Origin of the sequence: Peribacillus kribbensis DSM 17871, from assembly GCF_000430765.1 — a bacterium.
Lineage (GTDB): Bacteria > Bacillota > Bacilli > Bacillales > DSM-1321 > Paraperibacillus > Paraperibacillus kribbensis.
In genome coordinates, this window is the sequence record NZ_AUMQ01000033.1 from 92,393 (window position 1) to 111,775 (window position 19,383).

The following is a 19,383-nucleotide window of genomic DNA, read 5'->3' on the forward strand; positions in this document are numbered from 1 at the left end:
TTTTAAATGGCAGCTTTGCAAGATTCCTATATCCCTGCTCATTCCTAAATCTTCAAAATAATACTTACAGTTAGAAAGTAGACTTTTTAACTCTAAGAACCCAAAGGCATGTTAATTGTAAATACCCCAATAAGGCTTAGTTGCCGGCAAGGCTGAAAGATAGATATTTGGTGAACCCCTACCTGCTTGGAATTCATCCGGGATAAGATATGCTCTGGTGTTCCACGCTTTAAAGGAAGAAGAGAAATAGCAGCCATGGCGATAAAACTTAACTACACTCCTGACCCTTGCATTAGAAGCTGCTGAATAACAACAGCACCCTTGGCATATCACATAGTCAAAATCTAGTCTCCTCTCCATTTAGAGACCACTTTTGGGAAAGTTAATGACATGTCGTATAAGTCAATTTCATCTGCTCCGATCACAGCCTCCATGGCTTGCTCTTCGATACACCCCCGATTTCATCTCTAATGTTATACGAGTTGTTTCTTTGTATTTCCCTACCATGGCCCAAGGAATTTTCGGAAGGAGAGCACTGATAGAGTTTTGTTCTTCCCAAGATAAGCTTGAATGTTATTCTGATTACTATATACCCAGGACTAAAGAATTATGATATATTAAAATAGAAAATTTTACTAATTGGAGGATATTATGAAAAAATTAATTGTGCTTCTCTTTGCTGCATTATTGTTTACCTGTATTTCTATAAGTCATACTGTTAATGCTGCAACCGAATATGAGAATAATGATTCATTTGCAACTGCTACCAATCTCGTATTCACAAAAAATAACAGCACCAGTAATGTATATAACACTTCTGTAAATGGCACATTAAAAGACTGGGACGATAATGATTACTACCGTTTCAATTTAAGCAGTGCAGGAAAAGTTTCCATAAAAATCAATAGAAAAACTGGAACAAGATACAGAGTTGATTTATATAATGTAACCCAAGACAGAATGGAAGATTATTATACGGATTATAGTAATGAATCTGGAGTTATTGAGTTGTTTTCTCAAGGTCTGGATAAAGGGACTTATTATGTGCTTGTCCATTACTATGATGGTGATGACGAGAACATTCCCTATACCTTGCAAGTAGACTATACAGAGAGCAATGTTTATGAAAAAGAAAACAATGATAATCAGTCAGAAGCAAACTGGATTAATTTAAATACTAGGTACTATGGATTTGCGGATGATTCTTATGAAGATTACTATGGTTTTAAAATCACTGCTCCGGGAGAGCTAAATATAGACTTAAGTTTAAGCCCAAAAACCCGCTATAGAGTACAGTTGATGGATAAAAACGGTGAAAATCTAGAGACATGGTATACCTATTATGGAGATAATTATAATCCAGCTACCGTTATACATACCGGTTTAACTCCTGGTAATTATTATTTAAATATAACTACCTATGATGGGGATAGAAGTAATATCCCGTATAATTTTAAGATAGGATATACAGTGAATGCCAATTTTGAGCAGGAGGGCAATGACTACAGCTCCAGTGCAAATCAAATTTTGCTAGATAAGACTTTTAAGGGAGTTATTAGCTCTAGCGGCGATATTGATTATTACCGTGTTAACTTAACGAAAAACAGTGCATTATCTCTAAATTTAACCCGGCCAAAAGATACCAAATTCAGGGTCAGGGTATTTAATCAAAATGATTCAGTGAATCAGTATTTCTATACAGATTATGGTTCTAATGCAATAAGTAAAATCGCTAATTTAAATTTAAGAGCAGGCATCTATTATGTTGAGATTAGTTATTATGACGGAGAAGATGAACTAGTACCTTATTCCTTGATACTCGCCCAAAGGGATACGACTCCACCCGCTGCTCCAAAGGTAAATGCAGTAAGCGATAAAACCACAATTTTGTCCGGAACGGCTGAAGCCAATTCTGCGATCCTTGTGAAAGTCGGCGGTAAAACTGTAAAAACTGGCACCACAAGCAGTTCAGGGAAGTTTAGTATAACTATACCTAAGTATAAGAGCGGAACGTACATCAGCGTTACGGCGAAGGATAAGGAGGGAAATGAAAGCAAAGCAACAACGGTAAAAGTAAAAGATACAACACCACCAAGTGCCCCAAGCGTCAACTCTGTTACTACTAAATCAACTTATATAACAGGCAGAGCTGAGGCTAAAGCAAAAATCCTGGTTAAATCGGGTTCTAAGGTTATTTCATCCGGATATGTCGATTCAAAAGGGAATTTTAAATTTAAACTATCCAAGCAGAAAAAGAATGCTAAGTTGATGGTTTATGCAGTGGATGCATCTAATAATTCAAGCGCGGGAAAGACGATTTATGTAAAGTAATTCAAGTTAAAGCTGACTCTGAAGATTATTTTGATCTTCAGGAAGTCAGCTTTTCCTCTTTAGAATATCTCTATATGCCCCTGAGTAACTTTTTATTCCCCATATTATAAATAATACTCAAATAATCAACAGAGATATTTTTATAATGCCATAACGATATTATGTATGAGAAACAATCAATTCACATTCCCCATCTATTTCAAATTCGCCAAATCCAAACGGCAGGATGAAATGAGTGCCCTTCTTTATGGGATATTCACCGCCATGGTGAAAAAGTATTCCATTACCTTTAATTACACTGAGAAGTAGATAGTTTTCTCCAGTATTAAAAGATGCTATTCCGCGTACTTGCCATTTATAAACTGAGAAGAAACCAGACTCTAAAAAAGAGGTTAAGACAGAGGTTTCATTTTTATTTATTACTGAAGTACTTTTAGGATTTTGATAAGGAATTGTTATAACATCAATGGCTTTTTCCAAATGAAGGTCTCTCAAGTTTCCATCACTATCCCGGCGCTCATAATCATATATCCGATAGGTAGTGTCTGAGCTTTGCTGGGTCTCTAGGATCAAAGTCCCTTCACATATGGCATGAATGGTTCCGCTTGGTACATAGAAGAAGTCACCAGGTTTAACTTTTACTCTCCGCAGCAAATCACTCCATCGCCCTTCCTTAATCTGCTGCATGAATTCTTCTTTAGAACGAGCATGATGCCCGAGGATGATATCGGCATCTTCTTTACAGTCAATGATATACCAGCACTCTGTTTTGCCTTGTTCTCCATTCTCATGAACTCTGGCATAGGCATCATCCGGATGTACCTGAACAGATAAATCCTGATTAGCATCCAAAATTTTAGTTAACATAGGAAAAACCTTTTCCTTTGAATTTCCGAATAGTTCAGGATGTTCACTCCACAAGCTGTCTAAAGCCATACCAGCGTACATGCCATTTTCAATTAAAGAAGGTCCATTAGGGTGAGCAGAAATGGCCCAGCATTCTCCTGTATGGGCATTAGAAATCTCATAACCGAATTCCTCTTTTAATGCGGTCCCTCCCCAGATTCTTTGCTTAAAGACTGGTTTAAAAAATAGAGGTTCCATATAATTCTCACTCATTTACTATTACACCTACTGTTTTTTGGTATTTTATGTATTTTAAAAGAATCTTGCTAAAAACAAGCACATCAAAAAGGCTGATCCTGCAAAGGATCAGCCTTTTTGATTTATTTTAATTCTAGTTGGGCTTTCATCTCATTCTGTACCTTCTGTTTCTCTTCATCGCTGACAAGCCCGTAATATATTCCATCAATCTTTGTACCAGTTTCTTTAATCGTCATCTGATCGATTGATTTGCTGGCACTCTTATAATTTTTTTGAATATCCTTCATTTCATCAAATGTCAGGTTTGTTTTAACATTTTTACTTAAGGCATTAAAAATATCACCATAGTTGGCTAATGTCGATACACTTGCTCCTTCATTAATGACCTGCTGGATGATTTGGCGCTGTCTAAGCTGGCGTCCAAAGTCACCGCGAGGGTCCTGCTTCCTCATTCGAGAATATTTTAAAGCTTTCTCTCCATTTAAAGTTATATTTCCTTTAGCAAAGTGGACTCCATCATACGTGAAATCCAAGTCATTATTAACTGTAACTCCACCCACCGCGTCTACGATATCCTTGAACCCTTCCATATTAATCTTCATATAATAATCAATTGGAATATCCAAGAAATTTTCGACAGTCGCCATAGCCATTTCGACACCGCCAAATGCATAGGCGTGGTTAATTTTGTCCACAGTATTATGACCTACAATTTCAGTACGTGTATCTCTAGGAATGCTCAGCATTTTTACAGAATTAGTATTCGGATTTACGCTCAAGACAATCATTGTATCCGAACGCCCTCTATCCCCTTTTCGCTCATCTACCCCCAGCATTAATACAGAGAAAGGCTCTTTCTTAGAAAGCGTCACTTCTTTTTCACGTTTATCTGATTTTTGCCGGTCAATAGGTGCATGCATGGTATTAACGGCTTTTGTAAGAGAATGATAAACGGAGTAAGCATAAGCACCTGCCCCCACTATTAATAACAATACTATTATCCCTAGAATTTGGGGCCATTTTCTTTTTTTCTTTTTATCTGTTCTCATCATGTATTCCTTTCCCACATAGCAAATTTATCATTGGAAGCTTTTGTATACTAGCAATATTATATAAAAACAAACAGAAGATAGATAGCTATTTTTTCAAAACTATTACATTTTTCATCCTTTTAATCCATAAAATTGCATTAAATTACTATCTGAACTAAATTGGGTAGAAAATCCCAGTTTTTATAACGACGATTAGGGGAAATTTATTTAGCAGACGATTTAACTACTGCAATTTACGTAGATAATTAAAGACAAATATTTTGTATACTTCCCTTAAACGACAACCTTTCTAGCGAGTTCTTACTATACTATGTTTAAAAGCAGGCTGGAGGGATGAAGATGAATATTGAAGCCAGTAACTTTTCAAAAGGTTTTTTGTTTGGTTCACTTATCAGCATTCCATTATGGCTCTCCGTGTTTGGGTGGATAAAAATCATTTTAAATATATGAGTTTTCTCATTTAGTAGTATTTTATTACTGGATATAAAAAAATGCTAAGCATCTTTCCGATCAAATCATAAATATCAATAAAATGAACAGTCCTTTGTTATTTTAAGAACGGCTTTAGATCTTGCTGTTTGTATGGTGTATTAGAGTATTTAACATTACTAATGCAGCCAAAATTATAATTTTTGTTACACTTACCTTCACGAGTATCACAACTTTCAAATAGGACATTCTTAGAATGTCTTATTATTTTTTCTATTTATAGTCTGGTTAACAAATGGCCAGAGTTTTAACAGCTGTGATATCCTTTTCTGCCTTGAAGAAACTTTAATATAAAACAAAGGTTATTTTTGTCCAGTTATAAACACTACACAGGTTTCCCACAAAGTAGAAAGAATCCTCTAAAATTTTTTAATGATTCACCACCAAACCACTTATCAGCCATTAGTGCTTTCAACGTACTATTCTATAAGAAGTTATTTGCGATGATAGCTTATCTAACTTTCACTCTCTAAAATATTTATTATATCATCGGCCATTTTCTCTTGATAATTAATTTTATTGTTTTCTTTATCAATACATGATTTTAGACAATTCATTAGAGAATCTGTTATTGTCAGGTTTTTTAATTCTTCCCATGTAACTGTATGACATAGCCTGTGCTTCTTTAAGAAGGTTATAGTATTATGATCTTCCCTCATCGTCTGCCTATCTATAATTAATAAAGGAGTATGGGCCGCAACTGCTTCTCCCACTGTTCCCCAGCCGGCCTTTGTTATTACAAGATCAGCAGCTGCAATATAATTATGCGAATGTATATAGTCTTTAGGAATCTTCGTAATATTAGGTCGTTGTATACTTGTGTTAGAAGAGACAATAAACTTGCAATTAGGGCTCTCCCATATTTTCAGCTTGCTTAAGTCCTGCATATTCATTTTCATTCCTAGTCCAAAAAAGATAATATGATGATCATTAATAGGGTTAACAGCCTTACGTATCCGTTTTACTTCCCAATCATCTATCTCCCTAGATATAAATCCATATTCATATTCCTGACTAATACCCCAAGCAGGTTCCCTGCTCGCAGCAAGACGGAAATGAATGGACATTTTTTCATATGCCAGCCTAAATGGCTCCAGCTTTAATGAGTCTATCAATCCATCATAGGCTGTATGCCAAGTGAAATTGGATATACCACCAGAGGGAACTCCAGCCTGATATGCTGCTTCAAAGGCGATTGGTGATATATCAGACAAAACTAGATCGACTTCTTCTTCCTTTAAAAATCTCCACTCTTCTTTAATAAGTGCGGGCCAGCTTTTTATATATTGATCATATTCTTTATTCAGTCTCTTAGCATCAGGTTCAATTGAATCCTCTTGTAAAAAATACCCTACATCGGTCTTTATACACCGGAACTTTATTCGATCGTCAGGTAACAGCTTCTCCAAATATTCCACTGCATAGGAATTACATATAATAATGGAAATATCTCGATCTTGCTTGAGCAGCTCTTGTATAATGGCAGCACTTCTCGTTGCATGGCCAAACCCGTAGTCAGAGATATAGTAAGCAATTCGTTTCATTGGGAACTCTCCCTTTGTGTTAAACAAAAAATGAAGGAGCTTCCATCCAGTTCACTCCCTAGCCTTCCCTTAAATGATAACTTTCGCTTTGGACTGCTGGAAGTGATTGATGACATCTCTCCAGTCAAAATATAACCGGGTAAAGTCGGCATCACTAATACCCATACCAGTCTGAACTTCGATAAACTCTAGGTCTGTAAATGCCTTAATTCCATGCTTTTTGCCTGCCGGCAGATGAATGATGTCCCCTGCTTTGATCCGGGTGATAGATTCATCCAGCGCTAGTTCTCCTTCTCCCTTAACAATGGTCCAAACCTCGTCCCGTAAGTTGTGGTAATGATAGCTTGAATTTTTACCCTCCAGGATACAGATCCGCTTAGTGACCATTTCCTTTCCATCATTATACTTTGCATAGTCGAGGGTCCGAGACCAGCCCCAGATCCGCTCCTCATACATCGGGGGCTGCTCAAAGCCGCCGATAAGCTCTTTAATTCTAGGACTCGAAGCTTTATCCGCAACCAAAATACCATCCGGACTTGCGGCAACGACAACATCCTTTACACCCAGTACTGTAACAGGAATATCCAGCTCGTTAATAAGATGGGTATTCACGGTTTCTTCACTGACGATCCCTTTTCCAATCTGGATCTGGGCCATTTCTTCCGTTAACGTATTCCATGTTCCAAGGTCCTTCCAATAACCATCATAAGGAACGGCAACAATATGATCTGCCTTTTCCACCACTTCATAATCAAAGCTGATCTTAGGAAGTTCTTTATAATGTAGTTCCAATTGATTGAAAGATACCGGCAGCCCTTTTTCATCCAAAATTTCGAGTAAATAGCTCAATTTGAACGCAAATACCCCGCAGTTCCATAAAGCCTTCATATCCATAAGGGTTTGTGCCTTTTCTTCGCTTGGCTTTTCTGTAAAATGGTTAACTGTAAAATAAGAATCAGCTTCTCCGTCTTCTTTCGGTACAATGTATCCATATTTTGAAGATGGATAGGTAGGCTTAACCCCTACGAGTGCCAGTTCTGCGTTTGATTTTAGTAAAACAGTCTCTAATTCTTTTACCTTCTCAAAAAAACCATCCTCAACATAAGGATCGACCGGCAAAACAACCACTACTTCATCCTCCGAAACATTTTGGATTGAATAAAGATAGGATGCAGCCAAAGCAATAGCCGGAAAGGTATCACGGCGCTCAGGCTCAATGATCAGTGGAATATTCATTCCTATCTGGCTGTGGATCATATCCCTTTGCATCTTTGAAGTGGCAATAACCGAGGAATCAGCAAGACCAACCGATTCTAACTGTCCCCATACCCGCTGCACCATAGACTCCTTTTCATTATCATTGCTTTCTAGCACTTTTAAAAATTGCTTGGATCTCGTGTCATTTGATAGGGGCCAAAGGCGTTTTCCTGAACCGCCTGATAATAAAACCAGCTTCATTACAATCCTCCTATAAAAATAGAACGGACAACAATTGTCCGCTCTCTAGTATTGTGTGACTAATTCTCTTTCATAATTATAGACAGATGATCGACCAATAGAGTGGTATTCAATAGGATATTGTTTCACTACTTCTAAGTTATAACAATTCCGCCCATCAAATAAAATTGGATGTTTCATCAAGTTTACATAAACCTCTAAATTAATATCTTTTATTTCTTCCCAATCTGTTAATATAAAAACCATCTCGACATCCTTTAAGGATTCTTCAATAGATGATACATACTTAACTTCTTTTGGAAGAACCTTTTTGGCATTATCAATTGCAATAGGATCGTATGCAATAAGCTCTGCTCCTTCATCAATTAACTCTTTTGAAAGAACAATAGCTGCTGCTTCTCTCATATCGTCAGTATTCGGCTTAAACGCTAAACCAAGTAGGGCAATCTTTTTCTTTGCTAGTGTTCCATAACGTTGTTTAGCACGATCAATTAGAACCTTATGTTGATTGTTGTTCACTCTTATAACCGCTTTTAACAGTTCAAAATTATGATCAATATTAGCAGCAATCTGTGTTAAGGCCTTGGTATCTTTTGGAAAGCAAGACCCCCCATAGCCGATTCCAGCATTTAAAAACATAGAACCGATACGCTTGTCCATCCCCATGCCTTGAGAAACACATTCCACATCGGCACCAACCTTTTCGCAAATATTTGCAATCTCGTTAATAAAGCTTATTTTTGTAGCTAGGAAAGCATTAGAGGCATATTTAATCATTTCTGCACTTTTTATATCAGTTTTATAAATAGGAATACCAAAAGGTTTATTTATTTCTTCTATCAGAGTAGCAGCTTTTTTACTATCCGCTCCAATTACAATACGATCACCATTAAAGGTATCATATACAGAAGATCCCTCACGAAGAAATTCCGGATTTGAAACAACATCTACGTTAATACCAACTTTAACTGAGGAATCTAATAGCTGTTTAATATAGTGATTCGTCCCAACTGGGACCGTACTTTTTGTAACCACTACAGTATCCTTAATAATACTCTGAGCAATATCTTTTACTACTTGCTCTATATACATTAAATTTGCTGATCCATCCTCTCTTTCCGGAGTCCCTACAGCAATATAAATGACATCGACATTTTTAAAACCTTCATGATGATTAAAAGTAAAAAATAAACGCCCTTCATTAATACTTTGAACCATTAATTCTTCCAGTCCTGGTTCATAGATAGGAGAAATACCTTTCTGCATTTTCTCTACTTTCTGTTGGTCAATATCAATGCAAGTAACAGAATGACCAATATGTGATAAAGCAACACCTGTCACTAGTCCGACATAGCCTGTGCCTACAACTGATATTCTCACTTTATTATCCCCTTTTATAACTTCATTAGTAAATCTCGATATTTGTTAATTGATGTTTTTCTTTGTAAATTCTCTTCTAAGTAGTTTCTTCCCTTAATACCCATTTCTCTTCTCTTTTTTTGATTTAAATTGAAAAGGTAATTTATAGCTTCAATAATTCCCTTATAATTCTTTGGTTCTACAACTATACCCGACTGACTTTTTTCAATAATTAACTGAGCTTCACTACCTTTCTCCAGTACTCCAAGAATGGGTTTACCTGCAGCCATGACACCGTAAATTTTACTTGGTACCGACACACCTTTAATTCCCTTTTGATTTACAACTAGATGGACATCTGCAGCATTTAATGAGTATTTAATAAATTCTTTAGGCTGATAAGGTAAAAAGAGGGCATTGTTAACATCATTACTTTCCACAAAATCCTTCATTTTCTGTTTAACTGCCCCCTCACCTATAAACAAAAAAACTATATCCCTATGAGCCTTAAATGCTCCTGTTATTTTAATAATGTTTTCAAGATCATAGTATAGTCCTAAGTTTCCTGAGTACATCACAATGAATTTATCCTTTAAATTATGAGCCTGTAAAAAACCATCTACTTTTGGATTAGTTTTAGCTTGGGGTGTAATTTCATCTTCATTTGTCCAGTTGTTGATTACTGAATGCTTGGGAATGTAAGTATAATTGAATCTCTTTTTTAATGTTTCGGCCATATCATTTCCTACTAAAATAATATGGTCTGCATATCGACAATTTAACTTATCAATAGATCTAGCAACATTGAAGACAAACTTCTTATTCGTATAGCTGATAGCTTCTGCTTGCTCTGGATTAAAATCTTGGATATTGTAGACGTGCTTTGTACGTTTTAAAAATTTGCCTATAGTTCCAATTAAGCCCCCTAATACTGGTGGCTGCGAAATTGTATATATAACATCTATATTCTTTTCCTTTAATAGAGCCATATTAGCAAGCATAAAATAAGAGAATATATATTTTAGCCTGCTAATCTTTGAAGATTTATCTACTTCAGGAAGACGAATTCGTACTACTTTTATATTCTCTAGATAATCTATTTCAAATGTTTTGTTAGTATTTGTTTCCTCACCAGCATATCCAGGTTGAGCAGCGATAACGGTAATCTCAAAATCACTTTGTAAATCCATACACAGTTCAGTCATAAGCTGACCGGTAGAGGCTAAATCTGGATAAAAGTAGTTTATAACGAATGCGATTTTTTTTTTCATTTAACTAATCCTTATCTTTTTTAGTTACTATATCTTGTCTTATATCTCATTAAATATCTTTTCTATACGCTTTATATAATCTATCTCTTTAAAATTTGCCAATGTGTATTCTCTATTATAATAACCCGTTTTCTTTAGCAAGGTTTTGTCCGAAATTATATCTTCTATTGCTCGGTCAATGTCGGTAATACTTTGAGGTTGCAAAAGATACCCATTTTTACTTGTCACTATATCAGGAATCCCAGCGTGTTTTGTTGTAATAACGGTTAGCCCATTTGCCATTGCCTCAATTAATGATATTGGTTGTCCTTCTACATGGTAATATGTCGGCAAAATAAAAACATCGCTTTTTTTAATTAATTCCTTTTTTATATCACCATCTACAACTCCATAATAATTAACATTATTTAGGTGATTTCCGATGATGTAATTCTTAAATTCTATTTCTTCTTTTTTAGAAAAAAACTTGCCAGCAAAGTGAAATCTAACAGCTTTGCCTCTGTAAATCTCTGCCACTTTTAGAACCTCAATATATCCTTTAGACTTAATAAAATTACTTAAATAAAGTATATCTAGGTCTTTTTTACCTTTAATATGCTCAAGTTTACTAATTAATTCATTATCAGATAATAAGGCTTTATCTTCTACATAATTTTCACATATTTTAATTCTACTTTCGTTAACAATATGGTTAAAGAGGGAACGTAATCCTTTACTTAGCACTACTATATTGTCTACTTTATTTAATAACAACCTATTAATTCTCTTTTGTATAAAGTTCATTTCATTATATAGGTCTCTGAAATATCCACCATGATAATGGATGATTGTTTTTTTCTTTTTTCTTATTAATTGATTCAGAATTATTAAATCTCTTATATTACCGAGTTTAGAATGCGAAATTGTAAAATAATAAATATCTGATTCATTTTTTCTTATATTTCTTAAATGCGCTAAAAAATTTTTGTTGTTTGTTATGTCAACATGCGTAAATTTAAATCGTTCTTTTAAATATTTAGATTCTTTTATAGTTTCTAAGGCTTTTGATAATCCGTGTATTGGTGGAGGGAATTGGCCAATAAGACAAACTTTTTTCATTAATAACATCCTGTTCTAGATTCTTTATACATTTGTTAATTTGTTTTTTACTTTTTCGATTCTATTTATTCCTAGAAGGATAATAGCCAAACATTTAAGGGCTTCTTTATCTATGATCTTCTTATTTTTCATTAATTTTATAAGGTATTTGTATGCTTCAATTCGATGTTTTTTTGTATGCATAAATGCCCTTATAATGTTAATATAGTGCGCATTATCAACTTCTTTTTTTTCTTTTTTAGTTAATTTATTGTAAAAGCTAGCAACAAAATTATGCAACAATATAGCACCCTCAGCTTTTCTCCTACCTGTAGAGATTCTATTCCCATCATGATGATATATATTTACTACTGGTTCATTTACATAATAATATAGAGGATTCTCGTTAAAGATTTTTATAAATAAAGTATGCTCCTGTGACGATGGAACATTAGTAAACCCACCTGCTTTTATAAAAACCTTTTTATTTATCATTGCAATACTTGTTGTGCACACATTTTTACCAAGTTGGAACTTAAAAACATCTCCGGACACTTCATTCCTTTCAACTCTTTTTAAATTTCCTTTACCATCCAAAATATTTGCATATCCACCAATCACTGAAGGTCTACAGTCAAATTCAAAGTACTTTTCTATTTGTAATTCTATCTTGTTTGGTAGAAACTCATCATCATCATCTAAAAAACAAATTAACTCCCCAGTACAAATTTCCACGCCTTTATTTCTCGCAATTGCTCCACCGCTATTTTTATCAAGATGTAAATACCTTATTCTCTCTTCATCTATATACTTTTTAAGTACCGATCCTGTTTCATCTCTTTCTTGTGTTCCAGGGTTGTTATCGTCCACAATAATTATTTCAATATTTTTATAAGATTGGTTCAAAACACTATTAATTGCTCTTAACAATAATTTTGGACGTCCAAAGGTTGGGATTATTACGCTTACCATTGTTTTACTACTATCAATCATTTTTTTCTCCTTTATTAAAATGATAAAAAAACTATTACCTTTTATAAGTTATTCTAAATCTTCAGGTAATGGCTTTAACTTTTATTCCATTTTTAATAACCCCTGTACTTTTATTAATAACAAAGTATATTTATCTACACTAAAGTTTAGTCAGTTAACTAGTCATACTTACTCAATATCAATCGAGGTATGTGGAAATGATAATTGGTATAACTGTTAAATGACATATTTAAATCACTTTGGGGAAGAAAAAAATAATGAAAGATTATTAAATCAATCTTTCATTATTGGAATCTATTTGAAAAGCCACTTTATTATCTATATTACATAAAGGAAATTTATAAAGGTTTATATACTCATTTTCTAATAATGCCATAAAAATCACCAAGTATATTAATGTATTATCAACATTAAGCGTTATTGTAAACGCACTTGTTAAGCATAAATAAAGACAAAAACTTAGGTAAAATACGCTTATTCCTTGATTTATAATAAATAATTTATAGCTATAAAAAATAATTCTTATTAACATCCATACATATAATAGAAGGCCTATATACCCGTATTGGAATACAAATCCTATGATACCCACATCTTGAGCAAAGTACTTATTTATACTCCCAGTAATATATTGACCTTCAAAAAAATTATTATTGTACAAACCATAACCGAATATTGGTTTTTCCTTTATTTTTTCTTCTATAAATTGTTTAGCTTGTGATCTTATAGCTGCTGTGCCTTCAGTCCTATTTATATCATAAAGTACACTATCAAAAATGTTTAATACATATGGAGCAAGAAATATAATACCAGCAATTAAAACTATTCCCACTTTAAAAAAACTAGCTACATTATTTAACTTTAGTTTTAATAGTAAAAGTATTATTATAATTAATAATATTGGTATTATGGCATTTCTAGTTTGGGCAACAAAAATTATATAAATTATTTGTAATAAAAAAGCAAAATAATACTTAATATTATTAATTAAACCTTTATTTTTAAATATAAATGATATAGTTAAAAATAAACCTAATGTAATAAAAAAAGCACCATCAAAAAACCTAGTAAAATTAAATCTATCAGCATAACTCACCTTTAGAAAAATTACTTTGGGATATAAAAGCGCTTGTATAATATAAATGAGTGATAAGCAGCTTGTAATCTTAACTATTAATTTTTTAATACTTTCAGTTCCTATTTTACCTATCATTAAAGTGATTGGGATATAGAGAAGTACCACAAAAACATACTTATAACGAGAAATTGCTAATAGCAGGGGCTGGCCAAATTGTAAATTTGTTGTTATTAAGCTAATTATATTGATTATTATGTATAAAGTTATAACTTCCTTAAACATAAATTTTCTTGTTAAAAATTGTTTTGAATTAAGTAGAAATGCTACAAATGTAATTATCAGCAACAAAGTAACATGTAAAGAATTGTTAATATCATTAAAATAAAACATACGTTCATTTAAAAAAATAATAATTAGAAAAATAAATGTTATTAGTGTACTCTTTTTTATTTGCATAATACCTCATTTGTTTCAAAACTTAATTTATAAGTCTTGATATTGTCCTTCCTAAGCGTAGCTTAAAGTATCTAATTATATATTCTTTTCTATTAATAAATTGATATTCATATCTTAACTTTAATGCCTCTACTACTGATTTAAACGTGTTCCCTGCCCCGCCGTCATAAAAGTTCGCTATTACTTTATCTATTAATTTAAATTTTCCGCCATTCTTTCTAATTCTACATAATAATTCATAATCGGCCACATACTTGTATTTACAATTAAATACCCCGTATTGTTTGTATGTCTCCTTCTTTAAAAAGCAAGTTGGGTGTTCAATCATATGTCTAGGCAGAACATCACTTACAGCCCCTTTTATCATTGATAACTTTCCTGAATCATGATATTTTAATAAGCCATGGTAAACATCATATGAGTTATCTTTTGAATACTCTTGCGCAATAATCCGCAAAGCAGATTCTTCATAATAATCATCGCTATTAATAATACCTATTAATTCACCTTGTGCGCTAGCTATTCCCTTATTCATTGCATCATAAATTCCGTTATCGGGTTCAGAAATCCATTTGTAAGTAATACCGTTATTTTCAAATACCTCTTGATATTGTTTTACTAGTCCAGCGGTACCATCTGTGGAATTCCCATCTATTACAATATACTCTAGATTTCGATAACTTTGATTAAGTATCGATTTAAAAGTTCTTTCAATGGTAAGTTTACTGTTATAGCAAACAGTAATGATCGATATAAGTGGTTCCTGATTCATCCTGTAACTCCTTATTTTACTTTTATCTTAAACTCAACATATGTTCCCAATCATCCATTATCATATCCACATCATATTTACTTGATTTCTTTTTAGCGTTTGCTCCCATTTCCACTCGTAAATTAGAGTCTTGGATAAGAATTTTTATCTTATTTGATAGCTCTTCTATATTAAAAGTCCCGACTAAAAACCCATCTACCCCTTCTGTAATAATTTCCTGAGGACCAATTTTACAATTAAAGCTAATACATGGTAATCCACACTCCATAGCTTCAATGATTACCATAGAAAAACTTTCACTTCTTGAACTACAAATGAAAATAGAAGCATCTAAATATTTTTCTTTAATGTTTGGAGTAAACGGCCTTATAAACACCTTATTTTCAAGATTATATTGACTAATTTTATGAGATAACACATCATATTCTTTTCCCTCTCCATAAATCTCCAATATCCAATCTCCCATTTGGTCCTTGATTAAATTTATAGCTTCTATCAACATATCAAACCCTTTTTCGTACCCTAGTCTACCTACAGAAATGATTTTATGGTTTGTATAATTAGAGACTTGTTTAGATTTAAATGATTTAAAATTAGGAATTACTGAAACCTGACCTAAATAGTTTTTGAATATATCCCGATCATGTTTACTTAATGTGATTATATGATCTAAGAAAGGATAAGAAATTTTTCTTAATCTCTTGGTTAAAGGAGATGTATTATCATATTGGCTATGCTCCCAAGCAATAATTTTCGTGGAATTATTTCCAAGGACTTTTGTGATTAGTGCAAGAAGTGAAATAGAAACACTACAACATAACATGAAATTATAGTTTTCTTTCTTGAATTTAAAAAACTGGCGAATAACCTTAATATTTTTTAAGTTTTTATTTCCCAAATGAATTACTTTTATCTCTCTTTTCAAATCATAAAATATTTCTGAATCATTATTGCTAAATAAACTTATTATATGGATTTCACACTTGTATTTTTCATATAACTGATTACAAAAGTTTGTAACAACCCGCTCTACTCCACCAATACCTGCTATGTTATTTAGGACGATTGATAGTTTCAATATAATTCCTCTTTATAATTTATATTTATTTATTTATTATTTAAGTTTCCTATAATATGCTCTAAACTCTTTCTAGAATTTTGAAATGTCCAGGCATTTGCTATCTCTCTTGATTTCTTAGAAAATGTGCTTCTATTATTCAAAAACATTATATTCTCTATATACTTTGCGATCTCTTTAATATTCAATGGGTCCACAATATAACCATTTTGGTTATGATGTACTAAATCATAGACACATCCACAATATTTCGATACAATTACAGGCATCCCAGCTGCCAGTGCTTCATTAACAACTAAGCCCCACGGTTCCACGATGGAAGGCAGTATTAAAACATCTCCGACAAAGTAATGTTTAAATACATCTTCTTGATTTGATAAAAAACCAGTAATAATTACTTTTACATTTAATTCTTCTGCAATCTTCTTCAAGTCTGCCTCTAATTTACCTCCGCCAACTATTAGAAAAGATATGCTTTCTGTTTTAATTGTTGATATTGCTCTAATTACTGTTTCAACATTCTTTATATCTATTAATCGCCCCGAGTATAACAAAACCTTTTCATTCGGTCTTATTCCTAACTGATCTCTTAAATGGGTCCTATAGTATTCTTTATCCTTATATAGTTTTTTTATTTTTTCTGTATCTACGGTTAAATACTGATTATATATTTTTGTTTCTGGGTATGAAAATACTTCACTAAAGTACTTACTGCTAACTTGACCGTTTCCCATTATATATTCTGCATTTTTGACGACTAAATTTTTTATATACCACTTATATAAACTCTCTCTCTCTTGAAGCCTATTTGCACTAATTCCATCAAAAAGTAATATATAGGGTTTTTTATATTGCTTACACAGTAAACTTAAAGCAATATATGTGGGTTTCTCATATCCTCCCAATATTAAGATATCATGCGTCTTTACAATATCAACTAAACCCTTATTAATGTAACCGAATCTTCTTAATATCTTTATTCCAATTAAGTCTACCTCTCTATACCCTACGGGTTTATTTACTTCCCAAACTCTATTTTCTTTAGGCTTATCAGTATAAAAAACAGTCAAGGAGAGATTTTTGATTCTACTAAATTCATTTAGTTGCAATGTTCTGTAGGGTGCTCTTAAGTTTGTAATAAAAGCTATTTTCATTCTTGTTCTCCCATTTTATTATTATTTTCTTTATTTATTAGCAGCATTTATAACTTTGTAAGTACTTATAGGACCAAGTACTGAAAATGGGATTAAACAGATCACTGTTGCAAGTACTACACCTACACTACCTAAATGTTGACCTAACAATATAGACATAGGAATATTTGCTATTGCTCCAATTCCAACTGTAAGTAATTGACCATTTATCTTATTAACTCCGTTTAAAAAATATGCAAAAATATTACTCCATATATTAATAACCACATACAGGGCGACAATAAAAATCAATGTTTTAGACGCACTAATACTGTTTCCCACCCATATTTTTAATACTGGATTTACCAAAAAAGAAAATAGAGTAACACCAATTACTAAAGGAATAACCAATAATAAAATTTTATTTATAATTTTTCTAATCCATTGGATATCACCTTTACTATATGCGTGAGTAAATGCTGACCAAAGTGGTACCATAATGGTGCTAGAAGCTATCATAAATACACTAAATAACTTCATAACTAGTTGATATATTGCAACTTCTGCCGTTCCAACTAAATGAGTAATAATTATACTATCAGTAGCAAATATAATTACTGCTGCAATTTCCAAGAAGAAAAATTTCACTCCATTTCCCATTAATTCTTGCACGTATTTCCGATTAAAGTATTTTATATTTGGCTTTATATCTGAATATTTAGCGGAAAAAAGATAAATATTTGCTAATAATAAAACAATTATGATGGATGAACTATAAGTGATACCCAGAATAACCAACCCACCATTACCAAAAAAACTTAGAATATAAAGACTTATCACATATGAAGCATTGGAAATAAAAGTGAAAAGAGAAGGCAAGGTTGAGCGATTAAAAGCAAAGCATATTGCATTGATTGTTGATAATGTCAATTGAACAAAATAAGAAATAACTACTACAGAAAATAATGTTGTGAATTGGATTTTTGATATATAATCTGCTCCAAATAGCCTCCTCCAATCAACTAAGAAATTGATAATAAAATATATTATTATACAACCTACCGTTATAAAGCTAATAAATACATAACTTGTTGAAACATAGACTTTAGCATCTTTATTATTACCGGTCGCCAATGCTTGGGATAACTTATTCCTCAAACCATTTCCCATTCCAGCATTGAGTAATCCTAGCCAACTAATTACTGATAGTATTGTTAACCAAAGCCCATATATTTTTTGTGATCCTGTAAAATCAAAAGCAACTTTTACACTCCAAAAACTTAAAAATACTGATAGAACCTTTAATACCAAAGAAAATATTGCATTTTTTTTAACCAAAGTTGTTAATGAATCGTTTTTATTAATTTTAATTTTCGAGCTTATTAAATTTATCATAAAAAGTAGTAACATCCTCTAAATAATTTTTATTACTTGAAATCCACTCTTCACCTTTATCCCACCACTTAAATCTTAATAAGAATTGCCGTTCTTTTTCTTGAAAGCGATATTTAATTTTTCTAGCCGGAACTCCTACATTAATACTGTATGGCTCTGTATCTTTAGTAACAATCGCACCTGATCCTATGACCGAGCCATCAGCGATTGTTACTCCCTCCATTATTAATACATTCTGCCCAATCCATGTATCATTACCTATAACTACAGACTTATTTAGATTATTTACATACCTATGCTCTTCAAATAGGTCCCTACTCACATAAGTAAAACCTGCTTGTAACTTTGTAGAATAAAAAGCCGGATGGGTACTAACAAATTTTTTAGTCGGATGTTGTCCAAATATAATTTTAGTATTTTCTCCAATACTACAAAATTTCCCTACAACTGAGTTTGGAAGCCTACAATTATGAGATAAATATGTTCCGTATCCAACAATTGTATTATTAATCTGACAACCGCTGTATATTATATTATTACCTTCAAGTTGGGTATTTCTGTTAAAGTTCACATTCTCTTTTATTACTACATTTTTTCTTCTATTTAATTGGTTAAATAATTTTATTTTAATCTTTCTCTTTATATTTATCATAATATCACCATTAGAAGTTTATTTTTATTAGCTTAGGCAACCCTTTATTCAAAAAGTTGCCTAAGCTAATAAAAATACTTATCAGTATAATTCTGATAAGTATTTTTATTTTTGTTGTTTTTTAATATGTAAGATCATTCG

The 19,383-nt window shown here is 32.5% G+C and carries 15 protein-coding genes; 1 reads left to right on the forward strand and 14 read right to left on the reverse strand.

Going from position 1 to position 19,383, the window contains the following annotated elements:
* Positions 1-651: 651 nt before the first annotated feature.
* Entirely contained in the window at positions 652-2,331 is a 1,680-nt protein-coding gene (locus H539_RS0106020) for an Ig-like domain-containing protein (protein WP_026692790.1), read from the forward strand.
* Positions 2,332-2,490: 159 nt separating this feature from the next.
* Here the strand turns inward: H539_RS0106020 and manA are convergent, their stop codons facing one another.
* The 14 genes from manA to H539_RS0106095 form a co-directional block, all read right to left on the reverse strand.
* Complete coding sequence (gene manA / locus H539_RS0106025) at positions 2,491-3,435, reverse strand: mannose-6-phosphate isomerase, class I (RefSeq protein ID WP_026692791.1); 945 nt, start codon at positions 3,433-3,435, stop codon at positions 2,491-2,493.
* 122 nt (positions 3,436-3,557) lie between these two features.
* Complete coding sequence (tagU, locus tag H539_RS0106030) at positions 3,558-4,484, reverse strand: polyisoprenyl-teichoic acid--peptidoglycan teichoic acid transferase TagU (protein ID WP_026692792.1); 927 nt, start codon at positions 4,482-4,484, stop codon at positions 3,558-3,560.
* Between the two features lie 947 nt (positions 4,485-5,431).
* The gene (locus tag H539_RS0106040; protein WP_026692793.1) at positions 5,432-6,520 is read right to left on the reverse strand and encodes a glycosyltransferase; all 1,089 of its coding nucleotides are present in this window, start codon (positions 6,518-6,520) and stop codon (positions 5,432-5,434) included.
* A 69-nt stretch (positions 6,521-6,589) separates the two neighbouring features.
* Positions 6,590-7,978: a sugar phosphate nucleotidyltransferase gene (locus H539_RS0106045; RefSeq protein ID WP_026692794.1), complete on the reverse strand. Its 1,389-nt coding sequence runs from the start codon at positions 7,976-7,978 to the stop codon at positions 6,590-6,592.
* Positions 7,979-8,023: 45 nt separating this feature from the next.
* Positions 8,024-9,358, reverse strand: coding sequence for a UDP-glucose dehydrogenase family protein (locus H539_RS0106050; RefSeq protein ID WP_026692795.1), 1,335 nt, complete (start codon positions 9,356-9,358; stop codon positions 8,024-8,026).
* Positions 9,359-9,372: 14 nt separating this feature from the next.
* Positions 9,373-10,608 (reverse strand): glycosyltransferase family 4 protein, encoded by a 1,236-nt coding sequence (locus H539_RS0106055; RefSeq protein WP_026692796.1) that lies wholly within the window; start codon positions 10,606-10,608, stop codon positions 9,373-9,375.
* A gap of 39 nt (positions 10,609-10,647) precedes the next feature.
* On the reverse strand, positions 10,648-11,706 hold the full coding sequence (locus H539_RS0106060) for a glycosyltransferase family 4 protein (RefSeq protein ID WP_035321985.1): 1,059 nt from the start codon (positions 11,704-11,706) through the stop codon (positions 10,648-10,650).
* Positions 11,707-11,730: 24 nt separating this feature from the next.
* Positions 11,731-12,678: a glycosyltransferase family 2 protein gene (locus H539_RS30005; protein ID WP_051348460.1), complete on the reverse strand. Its 948-nt coding sequence runs from the start codon at positions 12,676-12,678 to the stop codon at positions 11,731-11,733.
* 268 nt (positions 12,679-12,946) lie between these two features.
* Positions 12,947-14,212 (reverse strand): O-antigen ligase family protein, encoded by a 1,266-nt coding sequence (locus tag H539_RS0106070; protein ID WP_026692798.1) that lies wholly within the window; start codon positions 14,210-14,212, stop codon positions 12,947-12,949.
* A gap of 22 nt (positions 14,213-14,234) precedes the next feature.
* Positions 14,235-14,984 carry a glycosyltransferase family 2 protein gene (locus H539_RS27875; protein ID WP_035321987.1) on the reverse strand — a complete coding sequence of 250 codons (750 nt, stop codon included), beginning with the start codon at positions 14,982-14,984 and terminating at the stop codon, positions 14,235-14,237.
* 22 nt (positions 14,985-15,006) lie between these two features.
* Positions 15,007-16,062 (reverse strand): glycosyltransferase family 4 protein, encoded by a 1,056-nt coding sequence (locus H539_RS0106080; protein ID WP_026692799.1) that lies wholly within the window; start codon positions 16,060-16,062, stop codon positions 15,007-15,009.
* A 29-nt stretch (positions 16,063-16,091) separates the two neighbouring features.
* Positions 16,092-17,216: a glycosyltransferase family 4 protein gene (locus tag H539_RS0106085; protein WP_026692800.1), complete on the reverse strand. Its 1,125-nt coding sequence runs from the start codon at positions 17,214-17,216 to the stop codon at positions 16,092-16,094.
* Between the two features lie 30 nt (positions 17,217-17,246).
* Positions 17,247-18,590, reverse strand: a complete 1,344-nt coding sequence (locus tag H539_RS0106090) for an MATE family efflux transporter (RefSeq protein WP_026692801.1) — start codon at positions 18,588-18,590, stop codon at positions 17,247-17,249.
* Positions 18,562-19,242 (reverse strand): CatB-related O-acetyltransferase, encoded by a 681-nt coding sequence (locus H539_RS0106095; RefSeq protein WP_035321988.1) that lies wholly within the window; start codon positions 19,240-19,242, stop codon positions 18,562-18,564. Before H539_RS0106095 ends, H539_RS0106090 begins: the two co-directional genes overlap by 29 nt.
* Positions 19,243-19,383 lie beyond the last annotated feature (141 nt).